This window comes from Mesorhizobium sp. M0800 (assembly GCF_040320095.1).
Classification (GTDB): domain Bacteria; phylum Pseudomonadota; class Alphaproteobacteria; order Rhizobiales; family Rhizobiaceae; genus Mesorhizobium.
On sequence record NZ_JAMYOZ010000006.1, the window covers coordinates 166,047 to 185,508 of the forward strand.

The 19,462-nt window shown below is 63.8% G+C and carries 20 protein-coding genes; 4 read left to right on the top strand and 16 right to left on the bottom strand.

Annotation, left to right across the window (positions count from 1 at the left end):
* The first annotated feature begins 3 nt into the window (after positions 1–3).
* Positions 4–960 (top strand): C-terminal binding protein, encoded by a 957-nt coding sequence (locus NKI18_RS10785; protein WP_352614964.1) that lies wholly within the window; start codon positions 4–6, stop codon positions 958–960.
* A gap of 456 nt (positions 961–1,416) precedes the next feature.
* Here the strand turns inward: NKI18_RS10785 and NKI18_RS10790 are convergent, their stop codons facing one another.
* From NKI18_RS10790 to NKI18_RS10825, 8 genes are all read right to left on the bottom strand, one after another.
* Positions 1,417–1,869 carry a MaoC/PaaZ C-terminal domain-containing protein gene (locus NKI18_RS10790; RefSeq protein ID WP_352569274.1) on the bottom strand — a complete coding sequence of 151 codons (453 nt, stop codon included), beginning with the start codon at positions 1,867–1,869 and terminating at the stop codon, positions 1,417–1,419.
* A 1-nt stretch (position 1,870) separates the two neighbouring features.
* Complete coding sequence (locus NKI18_RS10795; RefSeq protein WP_352614965.1) at positions 1,871–2,947, bottom strand: Gfo/Idh/MocA family protein; 1,077 nt, start codon at positions 2,945–2,947, stop codon at positions 1,871–1,873.
* Positions 2,940–3,269, bottom strand: a complete 330-nt coding sequence (locus NKI18_RS10800) for an L-rhamnose mutarotase (protein WP_023676093.1) — start codon at positions 3,267–3,269, stop codon at positions 2,940–2,942. Before NKI18_RS10800 ends, NKI18_RS10795 begins: the two co-directional genes overlap by 8 nt.
* Positions 3,270–3,278: 9 nt before the next feature.
* Positions 3,279–4,391: a mandelate racemase/muconate lactonizing enzyme family protein gene (locus NKI18_RS10805; protein WP_352614966.1), complete on the bottom strand. Its 1,113-nt coding sequence runs from the start codon at positions 4,389–4,391 to the stop codon at positions 3,279–3,281.
* A 4-nt stretch (positions 4,392–4,395) separates the two neighbouring features.
* Entirely contained in the window at positions 4,396–5,493 is a 1,098-nt protein-coding gene (locus NKI18_RS10810) for an ABC transporter ATP-binding protein (protein ID WP_352614968.1), read from the bottom strand.
* Position 5,494: 1 nt separating this feature from the next.
* A complete protein-coding gene (locus NKI18_RS10815) occupies positions 5,495–6,361 on the bottom strand; it encodes a carbohydrate ABC transporter permease (protein WP_352465970.1) in 867 nt (288 codons plus the stop codon).
* A 2-nt stretch (positions 6,362–6,363) separates the two neighbouring features.
* On the bottom strand, positions 6,364–7,260 hold the full coding sequence (locus NKI18_RS10820) for a carbohydrate ABC transporter permease (RefSeq protein WP_352614970.1): 897 nt from the start codon (positions 7,258–7,260) through the stop codon (positions 6,364–6,366).
* Positions 7,261–7,402: 142 nt separating this feature from the next.
* Positions 7,403–8,719 carry a type 2 periplasmic-binding domain-containing protein gene (locus NKI18_RS10825; RefSeq protein ID WP_352472912.1) on the bottom strand — a complete coding sequence of 439 codons (1,317 nt, stop codon included), beginning with the start codon at positions 8,717–8,719 and terminating at the stop codon, positions 7,403–7,405.
* Positions 8,720–8,878: 159 nt separating this feature from the next.
* Here NKI18_RS10825 and NKI18_RS10830 point away from each other — a divergent pair, with 159 nt between their 5' ends.
* Both NKI18_RS10830 and NKI18_RS10835 read left to right on the top strand, forming a co-directional pair.
* On the top strand, positions 8,879–9,667 hold the full coding sequence (locus NKI18_RS10830; RefSeq protein ID WP_352614972.1) for an IclR family transcriptional regulator: 789 nt from the start codon (positions 8,879–8,881) through the stop codon (positions 9,665–9,667).
* Positions 9,668–9,734: 67 nt separating this feature from the next.
* Positions 9,735–10,571: an amidohydrolase family protein gene (locus NKI18_RS10835; RefSeq protein WP_352614974.1), complete on the top strand. Its 837-nt coding sequence runs from the start codon at positions 9,735–9,737 to the stop codon at positions 10,569–10,571.
* A gap of 62 nt (positions 10,572–10,633) precedes the next feature.
* On the opposite strand, the gene NKI18_RS10840 is transcribed toward NKI18_RS10835, so the two are convergent.
* From NKI18_RS10840 to NKI18_RS10875, 8 genes are read right to left on the bottom strand one after another with little or no spacing between them, the layout of a single operon-like run.
* Positions 10,634–11,599 carry an ABC transporter permease gene (locus NKI18_RS10840; protein WP_352614976.1) on the bottom strand — a complete coding sequence of 322 codons (966 nt, stop codon included), beginning with the start codon at positions 11,597–11,599 and terminating at the stop codon, positions 10,634–10,636.
* A 5-nt stretch (positions 11,600–11,604) separates the two neighbouring features.
* Entirely contained in the window at positions 11,605–12,555 is a 951-nt protein-coding gene (locus NKI18_RS10845; RefSeq protein WP_353019682.1) for an ABC transporter permease, read from the bottom strand.
* A complete protein-coding gene (locus NKI18_RS10850; protein ID WP_352614980.1) occupies positions 12,552–13,295 on the bottom strand; it encodes an ATP-binding cassette domain-containing protein in 744 nt (247 codons plus the stop codon). Before NKI18_RS10850 ends, NKI18_RS10845 begins: the two co-directional genes overlap by 4 nt.
* Entirely contained in the window at positions 13,288–14,025 is a 738-nt protein-coding gene (locus NKI18_RS10855; RefSeq protein ID WP_352614982.1) for an ATP-binding cassette domain-containing protein, read from the bottom strand. Before NKI18_RS10855 ends, NKI18_RS10850 begins: the two co-directional genes overlap by 8 nt.
* Positions 14,026–14,080: 55 nt before the next feature.
* Complete coding sequence (locus NKI18_RS10860; RefSeq protein WP_353019687.1) at positions 14,081–15,268, bottom strand: ABC transporter substrate-binding protein; 1,188 nt, start codon at positions 15,266–15,268, stop codon at positions 14,081–14,083.
* Between the two features lie 22 nt (positions 15,269–15,290).
* Positions 15,291–16,433 carry an extracellular solute-binding protein gene (locus NKI18_RS10865; RefSeq protein WP_352615299.1) on the bottom strand — a complete coding sequence of 381 codons (1,143 nt, stop codon included), beginning with the start codon at positions 16,431–16,433 and terminating at the stop codon, positions 15,291–15,293.
* 20 nt (positions 16,434–16,453) lie between these two features.
* Positions 16,454–17,614: a CaiB/BaiF CoA transferase family protein gene (locus tag NKI18_RS10870; RefSeq protein ID WP_352614986.1), complete on the bottom strand. Its 1,161-nt coding sequence runs from the start codon at positions 17,612–17,614 to the stop codon at positions 16,454–16,456.
* A gap of 3 nt (positions 17,615–17,617) precedes the next feature.
* Entirely contained in the window at positions 17,618–18,169 is a 552-nt protein-coding gene (locus tag NKI18_RS10875; RefSeq protein ID WP_352455282.1) for a MaoC family dehydratase, read from the bottom strand.
* A 190-nt stretch (positions 18,170–18,359) separates the two neighbouring features.
* Here NKI18_RS10875 and NKI18_RS10880 point away from each other — a divergent pair, with 190 nt between their 5' ends.
* Positions 18,360–19,457: a lactonase family protein gene (locus NKI18_RS10880; protein ID WP_352614988.1), complete on the top strand. Its 1,098-nt coding sequence runs from the start codon at positions 18,360–18,362 to the stop codon at positions 19,455–19,457.
* The last annotated feature ends 5 nt before the right edge of the window (positions 19,458–19,462 follow it).

Below are 19,462 nucleotides of genomic sequence, written 5' to 3' on the forward strand. Positions count from 1 at the left end.
GCCATGAAGATCATCAAGACCGACGGTGTGCTGTCAGTCGAGGAGGAGCAGCTGCGCTACCTCGACGGCTTGAACGTCGAATTTGTCGAAAAGACGCTGCTCACGGAAGATGCCCTGATCGAACACTGCCGCGACGCCGACGCATTGATGGTATTGCGGGAGCCGATCACGGCTCGCGTTTTGGCGGAACTGAAGAGGCTCAAGGTCATCGGGCGGTTCGGCGTAGGGCTTGATTCGATCGACGTCGAGGCCGCCAGCCGTGCCGGTGTTCAGGTAACCTACGTGCCGGACGCCAATCTGGTTGAAGTCAGCACCCACGCCATGGCCCTGATCCTGGCCTTGACGCGCAGGCTGAAACAGTTCGACAGCGCGGTGCGCGCCGGCCGCTGGGCTGCAATGACCGACGGCGCCGGCATCACGCGGCCCGACAGGCAGATCCTCGGCCTGATCGGCTTCGGCCAGATCGGGCGGCTGACTGCCGAGCGGGCGCGGGTCTTCGGCTACCACATCATCGCCTACGACCCGCATATGCCGGCCGAGCGCATCGCGGCCGGTGGTGCCGAACCGGTCGGCTTCGACGAGCTGCTGGCCAGGGCCGACATCGTCTCGCTGCACGTTCCCGCGACACCGGAGACCAGAAACATCATGTCGGCGCAAGCCCTGTCGCGGATGAAGGAAGGGGCGATACTCATCAACGTGGCCCGCGGCGGCCTCGTCGACGAGGTCGCCTTGGCGGACGCGATCCGGCGCGGCCATCTGGCAGGCGCCGGCATCGACACGTTCGAGCGGGAGCCGCCTTCGCCCGACAATCCGCTGCTGGCGCTGGACACCGTCCTGGTCAGTCCACACGCGGCGCACTACTCGACCCAGTCTTACGCGGAGGTTCGCAACAAGGTGTTTGCCGATGTCGCATCGGTCCTGCGCGGCGGCAAGCCGGTATATCCGGTCAACCGGATATGACCAATTCCCGATGTCGGCACCACCTCTATCCGCCTGCTCCGCGGAACTTGGGTTCCTCGCCCCACGAAGTGGGGAGAGGTGGCCCGGCGAAGCCGGGACGGAGAGGGGTCTTCGCAGCGGCTGGAAATGTTCAGGGCTCCTGATGGACTTCCTCTAATACTCGCGCCCGTTCCTCACAGGTTCTGGCTTCGCGAATGTCGTCCCCCTCTCCGTCCCGGCTTCGCCGGGCCACCTCACCCCGCTCCGCGGGGGCGAGGAACCCAAGTCCTGCAAGTCGGGGTTCGCAAGGCGATAAGGGGCAGCGCAACCTGTCGCGATTTATCCGGTTTGCCACATTTTGTTCTTGCTTTGTGCCGGCAGCTATGCTATTAATTTGCGTATGGTGCTGATTTGGACCGAGAACCCGCCGCAAGGCGGTTTTTTTGTCTTTAGGTTTTCAGCGCCATCCGTCGAGCCTCAACTCGGCTTGTCGCGACGCTCGACGATGTAGATGTGATCGGCGACCAGCACCACGTCGCCATGCTGGTTGATCACCTCGCAGCGCTCGACGACCCGGCCTGAATCGGGTCGCTTCGGGTCGTCTTCCTTAGCCGAGATGGTGGTGCGGGTCCTGATCGTATCGCCGATGAACACCGGCTTGATGAAGCGCAGCCGGTCGTAGCCATAGGAGAAGGCAACCGGGTTGACGACGCTGGCCGTCAGCCCGACGCCGACCGAAAACACCAGCGTGCCGTGGGCGATGCGCTGCCCGAACGGCGTCGTCTTCATGAACTCGGCGTCCATGTGGTGGGGAAAGAAATCGCCGGTATGGCCGGCATGGACGACGAAGTCGGTCTCGGTGATGGTGCGCCCGCTGGTCATGCGCGACGAGCCGATCCGGTAGTCCTCGAAATAGACAGTCTGCTCCATGTCAGGGCCTCGCCGCTATCGGTGTTGCCGGCGCCGCGCTCGATCGGTAGGCGGCTTCGACCAGCGCCATGGTGTTCCAGCCGTCCTCGACGGAACTGACAAGCTCGGCGTCCTCGCCCGACGCGTAGCGCTGGACATTGGCCATGCGGCCGGCAAAGGCGTCCGGAAACCATGCGCCGACGAGTGGAACCGCAATCCAGTCCGTGCCGCCTTTGGGGTAGATTTCGAGAATGTCCGGCTCGCCGCGCGGATAGTCGAGGTTGACGCCTAATTTGAGGTAAGCGGCGCCCTCGGTGCCGCAGATGCGGAATTCGCAGGCCTGGTGTTTTCGACCGAATTTGTGATCGTGGTTGATCGACAGTGCACAGCGCACGGTGTCGCCATAGTCGAGGATCGCGCTGGTGCGCGTTTGCGCAACCTTATGGCCGGGGTGGCCGAGTGTCTTGGCGTGAACCCCCTTGGGGTCGCCGAGCAATTGCCGGATCAGGTCGAGATAATGGATGGAATGCATGGTGATCTCGACGCGCGGCGCCTGCAACAGGAATTCCCAGAGCTGCCAGGGTGTCGCCAGCGCCAGCCATGCGTCGAAATCGACCACGTCGCCGAGCCAGCCCTTGGCGATCGCATCCCTGAGCGCCAGCATCATCGGCGCGAAGCGAAGCTGGAAATTCACCGCCGCCTTCAGGTCTTTGGCGCGGCAGATTTCGAGGATCTCGGTCGCCTCGATGAGATTGCTGCCCATCGGCTTCTGGATCAGCGCCACCGCACCATTGGGCAGCGCCCTGAGCACCCCGGCATGATAGGCCGGCGGCGTCGCCAGATCGAAGACGGCGTCCTTGATTGACGCAGCTTCCTCGACCGACCGGTAAGCGGTGACGCCCCATTTCTGCGCCAGTTTTTCTGCCTTGGCCAGGTCGGGGTCGAAAAGCCCGGCAACCGGGAAACCGGCTTTCCCATAGGCCGGGAAATGCGCATCGCCGACGATCGAGCCGGCGCCGAAAATCACGATCGGCCTGGGCTTTGACGGCTGTGCCCAGGCCTGGGAGAGCGAGGCAGGATCGAAAATGTCATCAGTCATAATGGAAGACTTCGTCCATCGACGCCCACCACTCGCCCTCCTTGCGGGTCGGCAGCGGCTCCTGGCATGGCATGCAGAGCGCCCACCATTCCTGCGTTGTGGGATCGGCAGCCATCTTCGCCATGTCGGCGGCATAGTCGGTGCCGTGGTACTCGAAGGTGCTGAACAAAAGGTGCTCCGGCTCCCTCAGATAGATCGAATAATTCTTGATGTTGCAGGCGGAAATCATCTTGAGGACGTCCGGCCAGACGGCAGCGTGAAGCCGCACATACTCGGCGACTTTCTCCGGCTTGAGGCCGAGCACCATTCCCATTCGCTGCATGTCCGCCTCCTATTTTTCTATCGCCATGGTGAATTCCGCGATGCTCTTCGCCTTGATCGCATCCCAATCCCAGTCGATGCCGATGCCGGGCTCGTCCGGCGCCAGCGCGTGCCCGTCCTCGATTCGCATTTTCTTGCCGGTCAGCTCGTCGAGCTGGGGAATATACTCGACATATCTGCCGTTCTGAACGGCGCATGTCAGGCTGACATGCAGTTCCATCAGGAAATGCGGGCAGACCGGTATGTCGAACGCCTCGGCTGCATGCGCCACCTTCAGCCACGGCGTGATGCCGCCGATGCGACCGACATCGACCTGCACGATCGAACACGCGCCCTTTTGCATATATTCGCGGAAATGCCGGATCGAATAGAGCGACTCGCCGATGGCGACCGGCGTCGACGTCGCACTCGACAGCCGCACATGGCCGTCAATGTCGTCGGCCGGCAAAGGTTCCTCGATCCAGGCCAGGTCGAGCTCACGCAGCCGCTCGGCCCGGCGGATCGCCTCGTCGACCGAAAAGCCCTGGTTGCAGTCGGTCATGATTTCGTAGGAGTCTCCAACCGCCCGGCGCACCGCCGTCAGCCGGACAAGATCCTCGGAGCCGTGCGGCTTGCCGATCTTGACCTTCGAGCCGCGAAACCCCTTGCCCTTGGCGGCCAGCGCATCCGCGACCAGCGCCTCGGTTTCGATATGCAGCCAACCGCCTTCGGTCGTGTAGAGCGGGCAGCGGTCCTTGGCGCCGCCGGCCAGCTTCCACAGCGGCAGCCTCTGTTTCTTGGCCCGCAGGTCCCAAAGGGCAGTGTCGATGGCCGCCAGCGCGATTGCCGTGATCGCGCCGATCGTCGTGGCATGGGTGGCGAACTCCAGCTCGTGCCAGATCGCCTCGATCATGTCGGCGTCGCGGCCGATCAGCCGCGGCGCAAGGTGGTCGGCCAGCAGCCGCATCACCGAGGAGCCGCCCGTGCCGATCGTATAGCTGTAGCCGGTGCCGACCGCGCCGTCGGCGTCGGTGATGGTGACGATCGGTGTTTCCTGGCTGACAAAACTCTGGATGGCATCGGTGCGCTTGACCTTCGGCACCAGGTCGACCATCCGCAGTTCGATTTTCTCGATCTTTGCCATGATTTTAACCTCGCAATGTCTTGCCCGTTTCGGCGGAAAACAGATGGGCCTGCGACAGGTCCAGGCTCATCTTGACCCGGTCGCCGGCTTTCAGCGGCTTTGGATTGAGCATCCGCGATACCCAGTCGCTGCCGTTGAATTCGGCGAACACCAGCGTCTCGTTGCCGAGCGGCTCGGTGACGGTCACCGGCAACTCCACCTGGTGGACGTCGACCTCTTCGCCGGAGCTGATGCCATGCCCGGTCGGATAGATGTCGTCGGGCCTGAGGCCGAACACGACTTTGTCGCCGGCCTCGATATTGGCCTTGAACTGGCTGGGCAAAGGCAGCCTCTCGCCGCTGGCGAACAGCAACTGTCCGTCGTCGACAACCGCCTCGTGCAGATTCATCGGCGGCGAGCCGATGAAGCCCGCGACGAAGCGTGTCTGCGGCCGGCGGAAGACCTCGTCGGGTGTGCCGACCTGCTCGATGAAACCGTCACGCATGATGACGATACGGTCCGCCAATGTCATCGCTTCGACCTGGTCATGGGTGACGTAGATCACTGTCGAGTTGACCTTGGCGTGCAGCTTCTTGATCTCGGTGCGCATCTGCGTCCGAAGCTTGGCGTCGAGATTGGAAAGCGGCTCGTCGAACAGGAAGACGTCGGGATCGCGCACGATTGCGCGGCCCATGGCGACGCGCTGGCGCTGTCCGCCGGACAGCTGCGACGGCCGGCGGTCGAGCAATTGGTCGAGGCCGAGAATGCCGGACGCTTCGGCGACGCGACGGTCCATTTCTTCTTTCGCGGCGCCCGCTATCTTGAGCGAGAAGCCGAGGTTTTCGCGCACGGTCATATGCGGGTAGAGCGCGTAAGATTGGAACACCATCGAGATGTTGCGCGAGCGCGGCGGCAGATCGTTGACCATGCGGCCGCCGATCTCGATGACGCCGTCGCTGATCGCCTCGAGGCCGGCGATCATGCGCAGGGTTGTCGACTTGCCGCAGCCGGACGGCCCGACCAGCGCGATGAACTCGCGGTCGGCGACCTCGAGGTCGATGCCGTGCACGACCGCCACCGGGCCGTAGCTCTTGGTGAGTTTCTTGAGCGATACTGTTGCCATGTCAGCCTTTCACCGCGCCCGAAGTGAGGCCGCCGACGAGGTGTTTCTGGACGATGAAGGTAAGCGTGAGCGCCGGTATGATCATGACCACGGCGAGCGCGCACATGCCGCGCCAGTCGATGGTGAACTCGGCCGTGTAGTCGAGCAGGCCGACCGGCAGCGTCTTGGAATTGATCGAGCGCGTCAGCTGCGAAGCGAGCGCAAACTCGTTCCAGGAGGTGAGGAAGGCAAAGATGCCGGCCGAGGCGATGCCGGGCCCGGCGAGTGGAAACTCGACCTGCCAGAAGGCCTGCCAGCGCGTGCAGCCGTCGATCTGCGCGGCTTCGGCGAGATCTTTCGGCACCTGGCGGAAAAAGCCGTCGATCAGCCAGACGGTGAACGGCACGTTGAGCGCGACATAGACCAGGATCAGCCCGAAATGCGTGTCGATGATGCCGAGCCGCGCAAAGACGAAGAACAGCGGCAGCGACAGCGCGATGCCGGGCACCGTGCGCGTCAGCATCAGGCCGAGGAACATCGCCGACTTGGCGCGAAAGCGGTAGCGCGCAAAGGCGTAGCCGCCGGCCATGCCGATGACGATGGCGATCACCGTCGAGGTCACCGAGATGATCAGCGAATTGCGGAAGTAGTCGAGCACCGGAATGCCGCCCTGGCCGACGCCGCTGAACATGGCGATGTAGGCGTCGAGCGAGAGTTGCTGCGGGATCCACACCGGCGGCTTGGCCATGATTTCGACGGTCGGCCGCAGTGACGACAGCACGATCCAGATGCCGGGCAGGCAGATGACCAGCATGGCCAGGAACAGTCCGATGCCGTGAACGATTCCGAGCGCTTTGTTGCCGACGCGATGCAGGCTGTTCTGGTCCATCCTCACCACTCCGCCGCGATCTGCGTGCGCGCTGCGGCGAGCTTGCGGTAGAAATAGACGGTGAACAGGATCGACAGCAGGATAGAGAAATAGGCCATGGCATTGGCCATTCCCATCCTGGCGTCGCTGTAGGCGGTGCGGGCGACCAGCGTCCAGACCAGTTCGGTGCGGCCGGCGGGGCCGCCGTCGGTCATGATCTTTACGATGTCATAGGCGCGCGCGACGTCGAGTGAGCGGATGGTCATGGCGATGAAGGCAAACGGCATGACGAACGGCCAGGTGACATAGCGGAATGTCTGCCACGGCGTGCAGCCGTCGACGCGGGCTGCCTCGACCGGTTCGCGCGGCATCGCCAGCAGCCCGGCCAGGATCAGGATCGCGAACACCGAGGTCGACGACCAGATCTCGGCGGTCAGGATGGCGATGAAGGCGAGATTGCCGTCGATCAGCCACGGGATGGCGCGGTCGGTAAGGCCGAGCCCCTGCAGGGCATTGTTCACCAGGCCGATATTGTCGTTGAACATGAATTTGAACTGGAAGCCGACGAGGATCGGCGAAAACATCATCGGAAACATCATGATGGTGCGCAGGATCCGCTGGCCGCGCGATGCCTTCTCCACCAGCAGTGCCAGCCCGAGCCCGATCAGCATTTCCAGGTTGAGCGCCACCGTCAGCAGCACCACGGTGCGGGCAAAGGCGACCCAGAAAGCGCGGCTGGTCAGGATGGCGACGTAGTTGCGCGCGCCGATGAAGACCCAGAACGTCTCCGGCCTGGTCAGCCGGAACGGTGTGAAGCTGGAGTAGAGCGATAACAGCAACGGCACCACCACCACCGCCGCCAGCACGATCACCGCCGGCAGCAGGAGCAGCAATGGCGGCGAAGGTCTCCAGCCTTTCATGGCGATCCGGTTCTGGTTGGTGCCCGGACACCGAAGGCCGCCATCGGCCAGCCGGGATCAAGACAAAGCGTATTGCGCATGGTCCGAAAAAAGTTCGGGGGCGCCGCTCTTCGATGAGCGCGGCGCCCCCTTGGGAAAATGGTCAAAGCTTGCCGGCGTCCTCGAGGATCTGGGTGGCCTTGGCGGCAGCGTCGTCCAGCGCCTGCTTGGAGGTCTTGTCGCCGAGGATGGCGGCCTGCAATTCGGGATAGACGGCGTTGGAGATTTCGATCCATTCAGGTGTCTGCGGCACGGCAAAAGCGTGCTTTGCCTCCTCCTGGAAAGCCGCCAGCACTTCCTTCTTGTAAGGATCGCTGGCCGCCTGCTGGATATCCCAGTCCCACACCGCCGTGCGGGTCGGCAGTGGGCCGCTTGCCGCCTCGAGCTTCTGGCTGTCCTCATTGGTCAGGAACCAGACCAGCGACGCCGCAGCCTCCTTGCTGGCGCAGTTCTCGGTGACCGAAAATCCGTGGTGCCCCGACCAGCCGGTGCGAATGCCGGCCGATCCCTTCGGCGCCACCTTCACGCCGACATTGCCGGCGACCTTCGACGACTTCGGATCGTTGAAGAAGCCTGCCCAGCCCGGCCAGTCGAGGTTGATGGCGACGGTGCCCGAGGCAAAGCCCTGGCCGAGATCGTCCCACAGATAGTTGGTGGTGCCGGCCGGCACCGCCTTGGCCTTATAGAGATTGACGAACCAGTCGAGCGCGTGCACGCCGGCTTCCGAGTTGAAGGCCGGCTTGCCATCCTTGTCGAGGTATTCGCCGCCGTCGGCGATGAGCATCTCGTAAAAGCGGCCGTTGATCGCCTCTTCCTTGCCGGCGAACTGGGTACCGTAGAAATCGGGCGGGCTGGCGAAGAATTCCGCCTGCTGGGCGACCTCGTCCCAGGTGTCGGGCGGTGTCAGTTCCTTGCCGTACTTGGCCTTGTAGGCGGCCTTCTTGGCTTCGTCCTGGTAGAGGCTCTTCTGGTAGTAGAGCGCCGAGACGTCGAACTGCGCGCGCGGCAGCATCACCAGCTTGTCGTCGAGCGTCGAGGCCTTGATCGTCGACGGCACGAAGGCGTCGATCTCCTCCTTCGGCAGCAGCTTGTTGAGATCGGTGTAGATATCAGGATATTGCGGCGCGAAGGACGAGTGGTTCGACCCAACGCACCAGTTGATGCTGCCGGAGGCGATGTCCGACTTGATTTCCTTGTCGAGCTCGAAGTGGTTTTTCTTCGAGATCACGTTGACCTTGGCGCCGGTCAGTTTTTCCCATTCGCCGATGCGTGCGTACAGCCCTTCATATTGCTGGCCGCCGATCAGCTTGGCGTCGATGGTGACGCCGTCGAATTTGCCGGGCAGGTCGGCAGCAAGGGCACTCGCACCCAGTGCGAGCAGCGTTACGCCGGCCGACAGGCCGCAAAACAGTTTCGTCATTGGTATCCTCCCAAGAGTCTGCGTCGATCCATAGCGAGGGCTGATCGGCAGCTTCATTCATATACAAACAAAACATTTATAGGATCGTCAAGCCGAAAGTTCTTCCGGAAGCAATGCCGTTATGCGTATATGAAAGGTGAAATTCACTGGAGAAGCCCAATGGCAGAGGACGACGAAGACGACCGCTATCGAGCCCCGGCGTTGGACAAGGGGCTCGACATTCTCGAGCTGCTGGCCGGCGTCGATGGCGGCCTGACGCAGGCGGAAATCGCCAAGAAGCTCGACCGCAGCCCGAACGAGTTCTACCGCATGCTGGACCGGCTGGTGCGGCGTGGCTACGTCACGCGGCCTGACGGCGACCGTTATTCGCTGACACTCAAGCTGTTTGGCTTGGCGCAGTTGCACGCGCCGGTGCGGCGGCTGGTTTCCTATGCGACGCCGCTGATGCGTGAGCTAGCCGAAACCTCGCAGCAGGCAAACCAGCTTGTCGTTTTCGATCGCGGCTCCGCCGTGGTGATTGCACAGCAGGAAGCGCCGGATTACTGGGGCATCTCCATCCGCGTCGGCTCGCATATCAGCCTGTTCGACACCGGCTCCGGCCATGTGTTGCTGGCGTTCCGCCCGCCGGAAGAGCGGCAGATGATGATTTCAGAACATCTGCGCAGCACCGACAAGCCACCGCAATCGCCGGAGTTCTTTGCCCGCCTCGACCAGATCCGGGAACGCGGCTACGAGATGATGGCATCGATGCAGACCGCCGGTGTCTTCAACCTGTCGACACCGGTTCTCGGCTCGGACGGCAAGGCGATCGCCGCGCTGTCGATCCCCTACATAACCCTGGTCAACGCACCCAAGGCGCCCGACATTACGAGGACGATTGAGCTGCTGCTGGCAGCGACCGAAAAGCTGTCGCAACTGGCGGGATCGACCGTCAAGCAATCAAGATGAATTCTTATTTGAATGAAGAATTTCTCCGTGAGATGATCTCGAAGTCGCCAAGGAGGAGCGCGCCACCATGATCTTCGACACCCATCTGCACCTGATCGACCAGTCCGCGTTGCGCTACCCCTGGCTCTTCGGCGTGCCGACGCTCAACCGCGATTTCTCCTACGACGAATATGCACTCCAGGCGCGCCGGGCTGGCATCGAGGGCGCGTTGCACATGGAAGTCGATGTCGATCCAGCCGACATCGAGGCCGAAACCGGCCATGTCAAAGCGCTGTCGCAGCAAAAGGGCACTCTGCTGAGGGGAGCGATTGCCTCCTGCCGTCCGGAAGAGCCAGGCTTTGCCGCCTATCTCGAGCGCCAGCGCGCCGATCCTTTCGTCAAAGGCTTTCGCCGCGTGCTGCACGTCATGCCGGACGAGCTTTCGGAGGGCGCGCTGTTTCGTGAAAACATCAAGCGGCTTGCCGGCACCGGCCTGACCTTCGAACTTGTCGTTCTGCCGCACCAGATCCCCAAGGCGATTGCACTCGCCGACCTCGCGCCGGATGTGCAGTTCGTGCTCGACCATTGTGGCGTGCCCGACATCAAGGGTGGTGCCGAGCACCCCTGGCGCGAGCACATGGCGGGGATCGCGCGGCGCCCGAACGTCGTCGGCAAAATTTCCGGTGTGGTCGCCTATGCGGATGCCGGATCCTGGACTGTCGAAACGCTTCGTTCCTATGTCGAGCACACCATCGAATGCTTCGGCTGGGATCGCGTCGTCTGGGGCAGCGACTGGCCGGTCTGCACGCTCGGCGGCGGGCTTGCGACCTGGATTGCGGCAACGCATGCGCTGCTTGCCGGCACCAGCACCGATGAACGGCAGCAACTGCTGTCCGGCAACGCCAAGCGGCTGTGGAGTTTGTAGAGCATTTTGCAGCCAAGTGGAATCGGGCGTCGCACAAATGCGGCTAAAACGAATAGGTGGCCTCAGATCGTCGCCGACACGTGCCGCTCGCGACCGTAGAGCGAAACCAGGAGCACGATAACCAGGCCAAGTGCCGCCTGCACGGTCGAGGGCCGGAAGCCGAGGCCGATCAGCAGTGTGTTGATCTCCGTCAGCACCAGCACGCCGGCAATGGTGCCGAAATAGCTGCCGCGGCCGCCGACAAGGGCGGCGCCGCCGACCACCACGGCCGCGATCGTCTGGAACAGATAGGGCTGGCCGACATCGCCATAGGCAGAGCCGGTGAAGCCGAGCAGCAGCACGCCGGCCGCGGCGGCGAAGAAGGCACTCGCGGCATAGGTGACCGTCCACATGCGGACCGGATCGATCAGCGCCAGCGGCGCAGCACCTGGATTGCTGCCTAGAGCGTAGAGACGGCGGCCGTATGGCGTGCGCGCCAGCACCAGCGCCACCAGCAAGGTCAGCACCGCGACGCATGGCACCAGCCCCGGCACCGGCAGCGGTCCGACCGAACCGCCGATCGAAACGAAGGCGGAAACCGCGGCAGGCGCCGATCCGGATGGAAAGCCACCGGTCCACAACAGGACGGCACCTTGCACGATCATGCCAGTGCCGAGCGTGACGATCAGCGGGTGGATATCGAGCCCACGCGAGATCAGGCCGTTCAGCGCCCCGATCAGTATGGCGAGCGCGACGACGACTGCGCAGACAAGAGCAAAATTCCAGCCGACGCCGTAGAGCTGTGCGGCAACGACATTGGCAAAGCCGATGATGAAGGGGATCGACAGATCGATACCGCCGAGGATTACGACGAGGGTCTGGCCGATCGATGCCACCGCCAGCAGCGAGGCGATCACCAGCAGCGCCCGGATGGCGAACGGCTGGGAGTAGCCCGGGATGAGCAAGGTGCCAAGGATATGCAAGGCGACAGCGACCGCAAAGGCACCGGCGACACGGGCATTGGCGGATTGGAACCAGGTCTGGCGCATGCGTCTCAGCCTTTCCCTCCCGAGAGCCGTTCCTGCAACGCCGTCATGATGACGGCCACAACTAGGATCGCGCCATAGGCGATCTGCAGCACATAGGTGGAGACGTTGAAGGCGGTCAGCACGCTCTGCAACAGGAAGATGTCGACAGCGCCGATGGCGGCCCCGGCGAGACCGCAGCGCCCGCCGGCGAGGCTGACGCCGCCGAGCGCCACCGCGGCAATCGCGATCAGCGTGTAGGTCGGCCCGATATTGGGGTCGGCCGAACCGATCAGCGCGGTCAGCATCAGGCCCGCGCAGGCGGCGAGTATGCCGGTCATGACATAGGCGATGAAACGCACTTTGGTGACCTGAACGCCGGCCGTGTAGGCGGCGCGGTCGTCGCTGCCCACCGCCATCAACTGGTCGTAATAGGGCGTCTGCCGCACCAGCCACCAGAACAGGAAGATCAACGCCAGCGGCAGCGCCGACCAGGGTCCGGCCATTGCCTTCAGCCAGCCCGGCGCCGGGCCGATCGGCGCCGGCAGGATGGTCAGCGTCATGCCGGTGAGGATCAGATAGGTGCCGAGCGTCGCAACGATCGGCTGGATGCGGACGATGGTCGCCAGAAAGCCGTTGGCGGCGCCAACGATCGCGCCGATCAGAAGCGCCGCCGGCACGATGACCAGCGGCGAAGATATGCCGAGCTTGAGAAACAGCAGCTGGATCACCATCGCATTGACGAAGCCCATCAATGGCCCGACGGAAATATCGATGCCGCCGCGCCCGGCGAGGATCACGGGAGCCGAGGCGAGCGCTGCGCCGATCAGCGGTGCGGCGAGCCCGATCAGCGTGCCCCAGGCGGCAGGATGAAGGCGCGCCGGATTGAGCAGCAGATTGACCGCGATCAGGATCACCAACAGCACTGCCGCAAAGCCCGCGCCGCGCCATCTCGCCGCCATGCGCCGCAAGCCGCTCATGTGGCGCGTCCGAACATGGCGGCGATCACCGTATCGCTTTTCATCGCGTCTCCGGTGATTTCAGCCGCCACCTGCTGTTCGCGGAACACCAGCACGCGATGGCAAAGCAGGAGGATCTCCTCGATCTCGCTCGACAGGATGACCAGAGCCATGCCGTCCGCCGCCAGTCGACGAAACACATCGTAGAGGACATGGCGCGTCGCCACGTCGACACCGCGCGTCGGATCATTGAGGAGCAGGATCGCCGGTTCCAGCGCCAATGCGCGGGCCAGCAGCACCTTCTGCTGATTGCCGCCGGAAAGCGTGGTGATGGGGGCGTCCGGCCGTGGCGCGATGATCGACAGTCTGTCCCGATAGCGTTCATAGCGCTGCCGCCGCGCGGCGAAGCTGAGCAGACCGAAACGCATGTCGCGCGACAGCGTCGAGACGGCAAAATTGTCGAGTACCGATTGGGTCGGAAAGATGCCGGTGGCCCGCCGGTCGCGCGGCAGATAGGCGATGCCGCTGGCGACCGCCTTGTGGAAGCTGGTAATTGCGCGGGCACCGTTTGATGTGTCGATGGTCACGTCACCGCCGGCCGGCTGTTCCAGCCCGGCCAGTACTTTCAGGAAGCGCTCCTGACCATGGCCGTCGAGGCCGGCAAGGCCGACGATCTCGCCCGGCGCAATGGTTTGCGTCATGGGGCTTGCGCCCGGCGCGATCACCAGGCCACGCACCGAAAGCCTGGCGCGATCAGCCATGCGCCAGCTCCGCCGCCGTGCGTGGCGCCATCGCTCTGAGAAGTTCGGATGCGGTGGACGTGCCGCGTTCCTCAGTCGTCACCACGCTGCCGCCGCGCAGCACGGAAATCCGGTCCGAAAGCGACATCACCTCGTCCATGCGATGGGTGATGAACAGGATCAGGCAGCCTTCGGAGGCAAGCTTGCGCATCATGGCAAAGACCGCCTCGCGATCGGCAAAGTCGAGCGCCGCTGTAACCTCGTCGAGGATGAGAATGCGCGGGCTGCGCACCACGGCGCGGGCGAGCACTACCAATTGCTGAACCGCAAGCGGCAATTGCCCGGCCAACTGGTCGAGCGGGATCTCGGTCACCGCGAAGCGCTTCAGCACCGCTTGCGCGTGTTGCCGCCGCTCGGCACGCGGCACGGTGCGCGTCAGCAGGCCGTCGAGGCCGAGCAGGATGTTGTCCGTCACCGAACGGTCAGGCGCGATCAGCACTTCCTGGAACACGGTGGCCAACCCGGCGGTCTGGAACGCCGCCGGCGAGAGGCCGGTAAAGGGCGCTCCGTCGAGCAGGATCGCGCCGCTGTCCTGCTGCACGATCCCCGACAGCAGCTTGACCAGGGTGCTCTTGCCCGAACCGTTCTCGCCCAGGATGGTGTGGATCGTGCCGGCGCGGAATGCGATGGAGGCATTGGCCAGCGCAATCGTTTCGCCGTAGCGTTTCGAGATGGCCTGGACTTCCAGCATGAGCAATCCTGATGGAGAAAGCCGGCACCGCCCGTGCGGAGCCGGCCTTCGTGTCCTACTTGGCGCAGGCGTCCGGCACCTTCGAATAATCCCAGCCCTTGGTCGGTGCCGGATTGGCGAAGTAGGCATCGAGCCATTCCTCCGGCATCGGATCCTTCGGCGGGACCGGGAAGATCGAGACGGCGTCCGGCGTCATGCAGTCCTTGTACCAGGCGCCGAGGTCGGCATTGTGCACCGGCGGAATCGGGATCAGCAGCGTGTTGAGCTTGGGCTTCTGCCCATCCAGCATGCGCGCCCCGACACGAAACAGCGTCTCGGCCGTCCAGTGCGGCAGAACCGCATGGCCTTCGAAGCGGTATTTGTCGGGATTGGCCTTCCAGTAGCCGAGCGCATTGCCGGTGATCGAGCCGGTGATCAGCGGGGCAGGGCGGCCGGCCTCGGCAAAGGCCTCGGCGACGACGCGGCTTTCGCTGCCCGTCGTCCACACTGCATCGATCGGCGCCGGATTGGTGGCGATTGCCTGCAGCACCGCCGTCTTGGTGACGTTGGCCGTCCAATTGCCGTTGACGCTGCGCGAGACCGTCAGCTTCGGATTCTCAGCCAGCGCCTTGTCGCCGCCCTGGCGCTCCTGCACGACGATCGGGTGACCGGCAATGCCTTCGACCAGAAGCACGCTGCCGCCGTCCGGCATTGCTTTGCCGATCGCCGTCATCATGTCGTAGCCCCAGCGCGCATAGTTGGAATCGACATTGATCGCATTCGCGCTGGTCACCGACCCAGCTGCCGTGATGAAGGGGATGCCGGCTTTGGCTGCGGCATCGATGGCATCGTCCAGCGCCGTCGCCGAGCCGGGGATCGAGGTGATGATCGAGCATTTCTTGTCGATGAAGGCGCGGATCTGGTTGATCTGCTGACTGGCGTCGTTGTTGGAATCCGACACCTCGAAGCTCGCCACGGTGCCGTCGGCGATCAGGCCGTCGACCAGCCGCTTCAACTCCTTGGTCACGGTGACGCGCCACGGATTGCCCTGGTAGGACTCGGAGTGGCACCATTTCCATGGCTTTGGCGGCGGCGTGAAATTATCCCAGGCCGACGGCAGCACCTTTTGCGGCGCGCCGTCATATTGCGCCTTCAGTTCGGTCGGCAATCCAGCAATCACGCCCGAAACGTCTTGAGCGCAGGCTATGGTCGTGACCGATACAAGTGCGGTTGCGGCCATAAGGCCGCGGATCAGGCTGTTCATGTTCTCCTCCGTTCGCTTGTTTTCAGGCTCCTCCGCCGGCAATGCCGGACACCTGCGTCGAAAGGCTCTCCCGAAACAGGCGATTGAGATCGGCAACGACGCGAGCGGCATTGTGCCTTTCGCTCAGGCCGAGATTGATGCGATCGGACGCCGCCTGCTGGAACGCCATGTAGCCGTCGTGCCGCGGCCTCACCCAGGCACCTTCGAGCGTGGCCCGCGTGTCCTTGTAGAAATTGCCGGCGGCGGCGTTGACGGCGGCATCCGCCCAGGCTGCCGCATGGCCGGGCTGGCCGCCGGCCGAGGCGTAAGGGCCGCGCTGCACGTCACCGCTGGCGATCCAGTAGGCGAAGTCGATTGCTTCCTGTCCGGCCTTCGAGAAGGCCGACACGGCGATGCCGGTCCCGCCGAGCGCCGAGCCTTTGGGGCCGGCATTGCCAGCGGCCGGGATATCCGCGAAAGCCAGGCGGTTGGGTCGAAACCCGGCGATGGCATAGGAGACATAGCCATAGATCAGCGGCGCGCAGGCGATCCGCGAGCCGGATCCGGCCATTTGCTTCAGAACCGCGATCGGATCCATGCCAAGACAGGCCGGGTCGACGAGGGCTGCGATCTCGCGCATCATCTCAAAGACCTGCTTGCCCGTTGCCGGATCCACATGGTCGCCAGGGCCTTCACCGGCGGGCCGGCCGAGATTGCCGGCAAGCGTGTAGAACACCATCAGCGAATGCGGCGGCCTGAGCGGCAACAGCACGTGGCCTTGCCGGGCCAGATCGAGGGCATCGGCCCAGCTCGCCGGCGCAGCCGAAAGCATGTCGGGCCGCCATGCCTGCACCTGGCTGGCCGCGTCGATCGGAAACGCCCACTGCCGGCCTTGCCAGTTGTAGCTCGGATAGGACCGGCCGACACTGCCCGCCGCAAGTGCCGCGCGTTCGGCTTCCCGGCCGGCGACATCGAGCGGCGTCAGGCAATTCTCGGCGGTGATCTGGCCGACATGCGGATGGTCGACGACGATCAGGTCGTAGGCACGGGCCAGTTCCTCGACCGGGAAGGATTCGAAATCCTGCAGCGAGCGCTTGTCCCATTCGATAGTGACGCCGGTCCGTTCCGTCCACAGCGCCGAACAGGCGACCATCGGGTCATAGCCACGCGGATGGCTCCAGGTCATGCCTTTGAGCGTGACGTCGCTCACAGCCCGAACTCCTTGCGGATCTTCGCGCTGTGCTCGCCGATGCGCGGCGCGGCCCGCTCGACCTTGGCGCGGATGCCGTCGACCCTGAGCGGCGAGCGCGTGGTGAGGATCGAAACGTCATCCTCGCGCGTCACCGTCTGCAGCATGTCGAGGACCTGGAAGCCTTCGCTGGCCATCATTTCCGGCCAGGCCAAAACCTTGGCGCACCAGATGTCGGCAGGCTCGAGAATGGCAAGCCATTCGTCGACCGTCTTCGTTGCGATCTTTTGCCCGATGATCGCCTTGATCTCGTCGCGGGCGGTGAACCAGGTCGACGGCTGGTCACGATAGGGCGCAAGCTCCTCGAGCCCGAGGAGATCGGCGAGTTTCGAGATCGGCGTCATGGCGATCGCCAGATAGCCGCCCTTGGCCGGATAGACGCCGTAGGGCGCCGAGAGATAGGCGTGCGCGCTGCGGAAGCTCGACCGCCGCGGCAGCCGGCGCCCGTCATTGAGATGCGTGGTCAGCACCTCGAACTGGAAGTCGACCAGCGCTTCGAGCAGGCTGGTCTCGACATGGCTGCCCTTGCCGGTCACGCCGCGCCGCACCAGTGCGGCGAGGATGCCTTGCGCGGCGGCGGAACCCGCCAGCATGTCGGCGATCGCCAGGCCGAAGGGCACCGGCCCTTGGTCCTCGTCGCCGTTCAGCCACATCACGCCGGAGCGGGCCTGCGCCAGCAGATCCTGCCCGGGCCGCTTGACCCACGGGCCTTCCTCGCCATAGCCGCTGATCGAGGCATAGACCAGGCGCGGATTGATCTTGCGCACCGCCTCGTAATCGAAGCCCAGGCGTTCGATGACGCCGGGCCTGAAATTCTGGATCAGCACGTCGGCCTTGGCCAGCAGGCCGCGCAGCGCCGCAAGGTCGGCCTCGTCCTTCAAGTCGATGGCAAGGCTTTCCTTGGCGCGGTTGATCGCATGGAAAATGGTGGAATCGCCGCCGATCTCGGTGTCGCTGAGATAGAGCCGGCGCGACAGATCGCCGCCGTCCGGCCGTTCGATCTTGATGACGCGAGCGCCGAGGTCGAGCAGTCGCAGCGAGCAGTAAGGCCCGGACAAGAACTGGCTCATATCGACAACGACGAGCCCGGTCAGCGGCAGTTCGGCAATGGCAGCCATTGCCTATTTCTCCGTCTTGCCGGCGAAATCGGCCGGATTGCGGTACTTCACCGTCTGCAGGTGCTCGCAATAAAGCACGAGCTCGCCTTCACCCTTGAAGACTTCATAGCTGGCGCGGATCAGCCCCATTTCCTTGTATTTTGGCTTCTTGTCGAGGTTGGAGCGGATCGAATAGATCGTGTCGCCTATGAACACCGGCTTGATGAAGCGCAATTTGTCGTAGCCATACGAAAAGGCGTTGATGCAATTGGTGGCGACGAGACCGAGCCCGGCCGAGAACACGAAGGCCCCTGCCACCAGCCGCTTGCCGAAAATGCCTTGCGTCTCGGCGAACATCTGGTCCTGCACGTATGGATGGATGTCGAGCACCAGCGTGTTGAAGAGATGGCTGTCGCCCTCGGCAATGGTCCGGCGCAGCGAGCGGATCTTCTGGCCGACCGGCCAGTCTTCGTAGAACCAGTTCTCGGCGTTCCAGACGGGAAGGTCGGCGTGATCCCTAGGCATGTTGGCGGGGTGTGTCGATGCCACGCCCACGGTTGGCGCGAAACCGCTCACGACGACTTCCTCTGGGAGCGGGAATCGTCCATCAGGGCGCGCCGCAGACCAGCGAAATGCATGATCGATCCTCCCGTCAATCTTCTTTTGTGAATAGTATTTTCACATATGGGGTTGTGTTGCAAGCGTGAACAGGCGAAATTTTGCCTGCTCCGTCGGGGGCAATGCCGGCGGAACAAGGGAGGAAGTGATGCAGAATGCCTGTCTGGTTTTCGTCGGCAGCCTCAATCGCGACGCCCCGTATTTTCAGGGCGCGCGCGGCATCGGGCTGGGTGTCTACAGTTTCGACGAAGGGACGCTGCAGACGAAGAAACTGGCCGAGACGGGAGACATCGACAATCCCACCTTCCTGTCGGTGACGCCGGACGGCTCCCACATCTATGCCAACTCAGAAGTGTTCACCTGGCGCGAAGGGGTGGTCTCGGCCTACCGTTTCGACAGGCAGACCGCCACGCTGTCCTACATCAACAAGCAGCCGACGCTGGGCAGCATCACGGCGCACAACACCATCACGCGCGACCGGACGAAGCTGCTGGTCGCCAATTACGGCATGGGCGAGGGCGGCCCCGATCGCTCGGTCGTGGTCTATGGGTTGGGTGAGAGTGGCGGCCTGACAGCGCCGTTGTCGAGCGTTGCCCATAGCGGGACCGGACCAGATCCTGCCCGCCAGGAGCGGCCGCATGCCCATAGCGTAACCGAGACGGTTGCCGGCGGCATGGCGATCGTCGCTGACCTCGGCATCGACCGGCTGGTGTCCTATCGCATCGGCTCAGACGGCAGCCTGACGAAGCTCGCCGAGTCGGCGCTTGCGCCAGGCGCGGGTCCGCGCCATCTCGCACTGCATCCGGGCGGTCGCTTCGTGTTCGTCATGAACGAGCTGGATTCGACGGTTGTCTCGCTGGCGCTGGACGAAGGATCAGGCAAGCTTACGGTGATCGACAGCAAGCCGGCCGTGCCGCCCGAGGCGCGCGACGGCAATCACTGCGCCGACATCCAGATCTCGCCTGACGGCCGCTTTCTCTACGGCTCCAACCGCGGCCATGACAGCATAGTGGTGTTTTCGATCGACCAGCAAACCGGCAGGCTTGCCCTTGTGGGCTATACGCCTTGCGGCGGCGCCACGCCGCGCAATCTGGCACTGACGCCCTCGGGCGGCCATCTGTTCTCGGCCAACCAGAATGCCGACCGCATCTCGATTTTCGCCCGTGATGCCGCAACCGGCCGGCTGACCGACACCGGCCGATCCATCGAAATTGGCACGCCGATGTGTGTGAGGATCGTGCGTTGACGCGA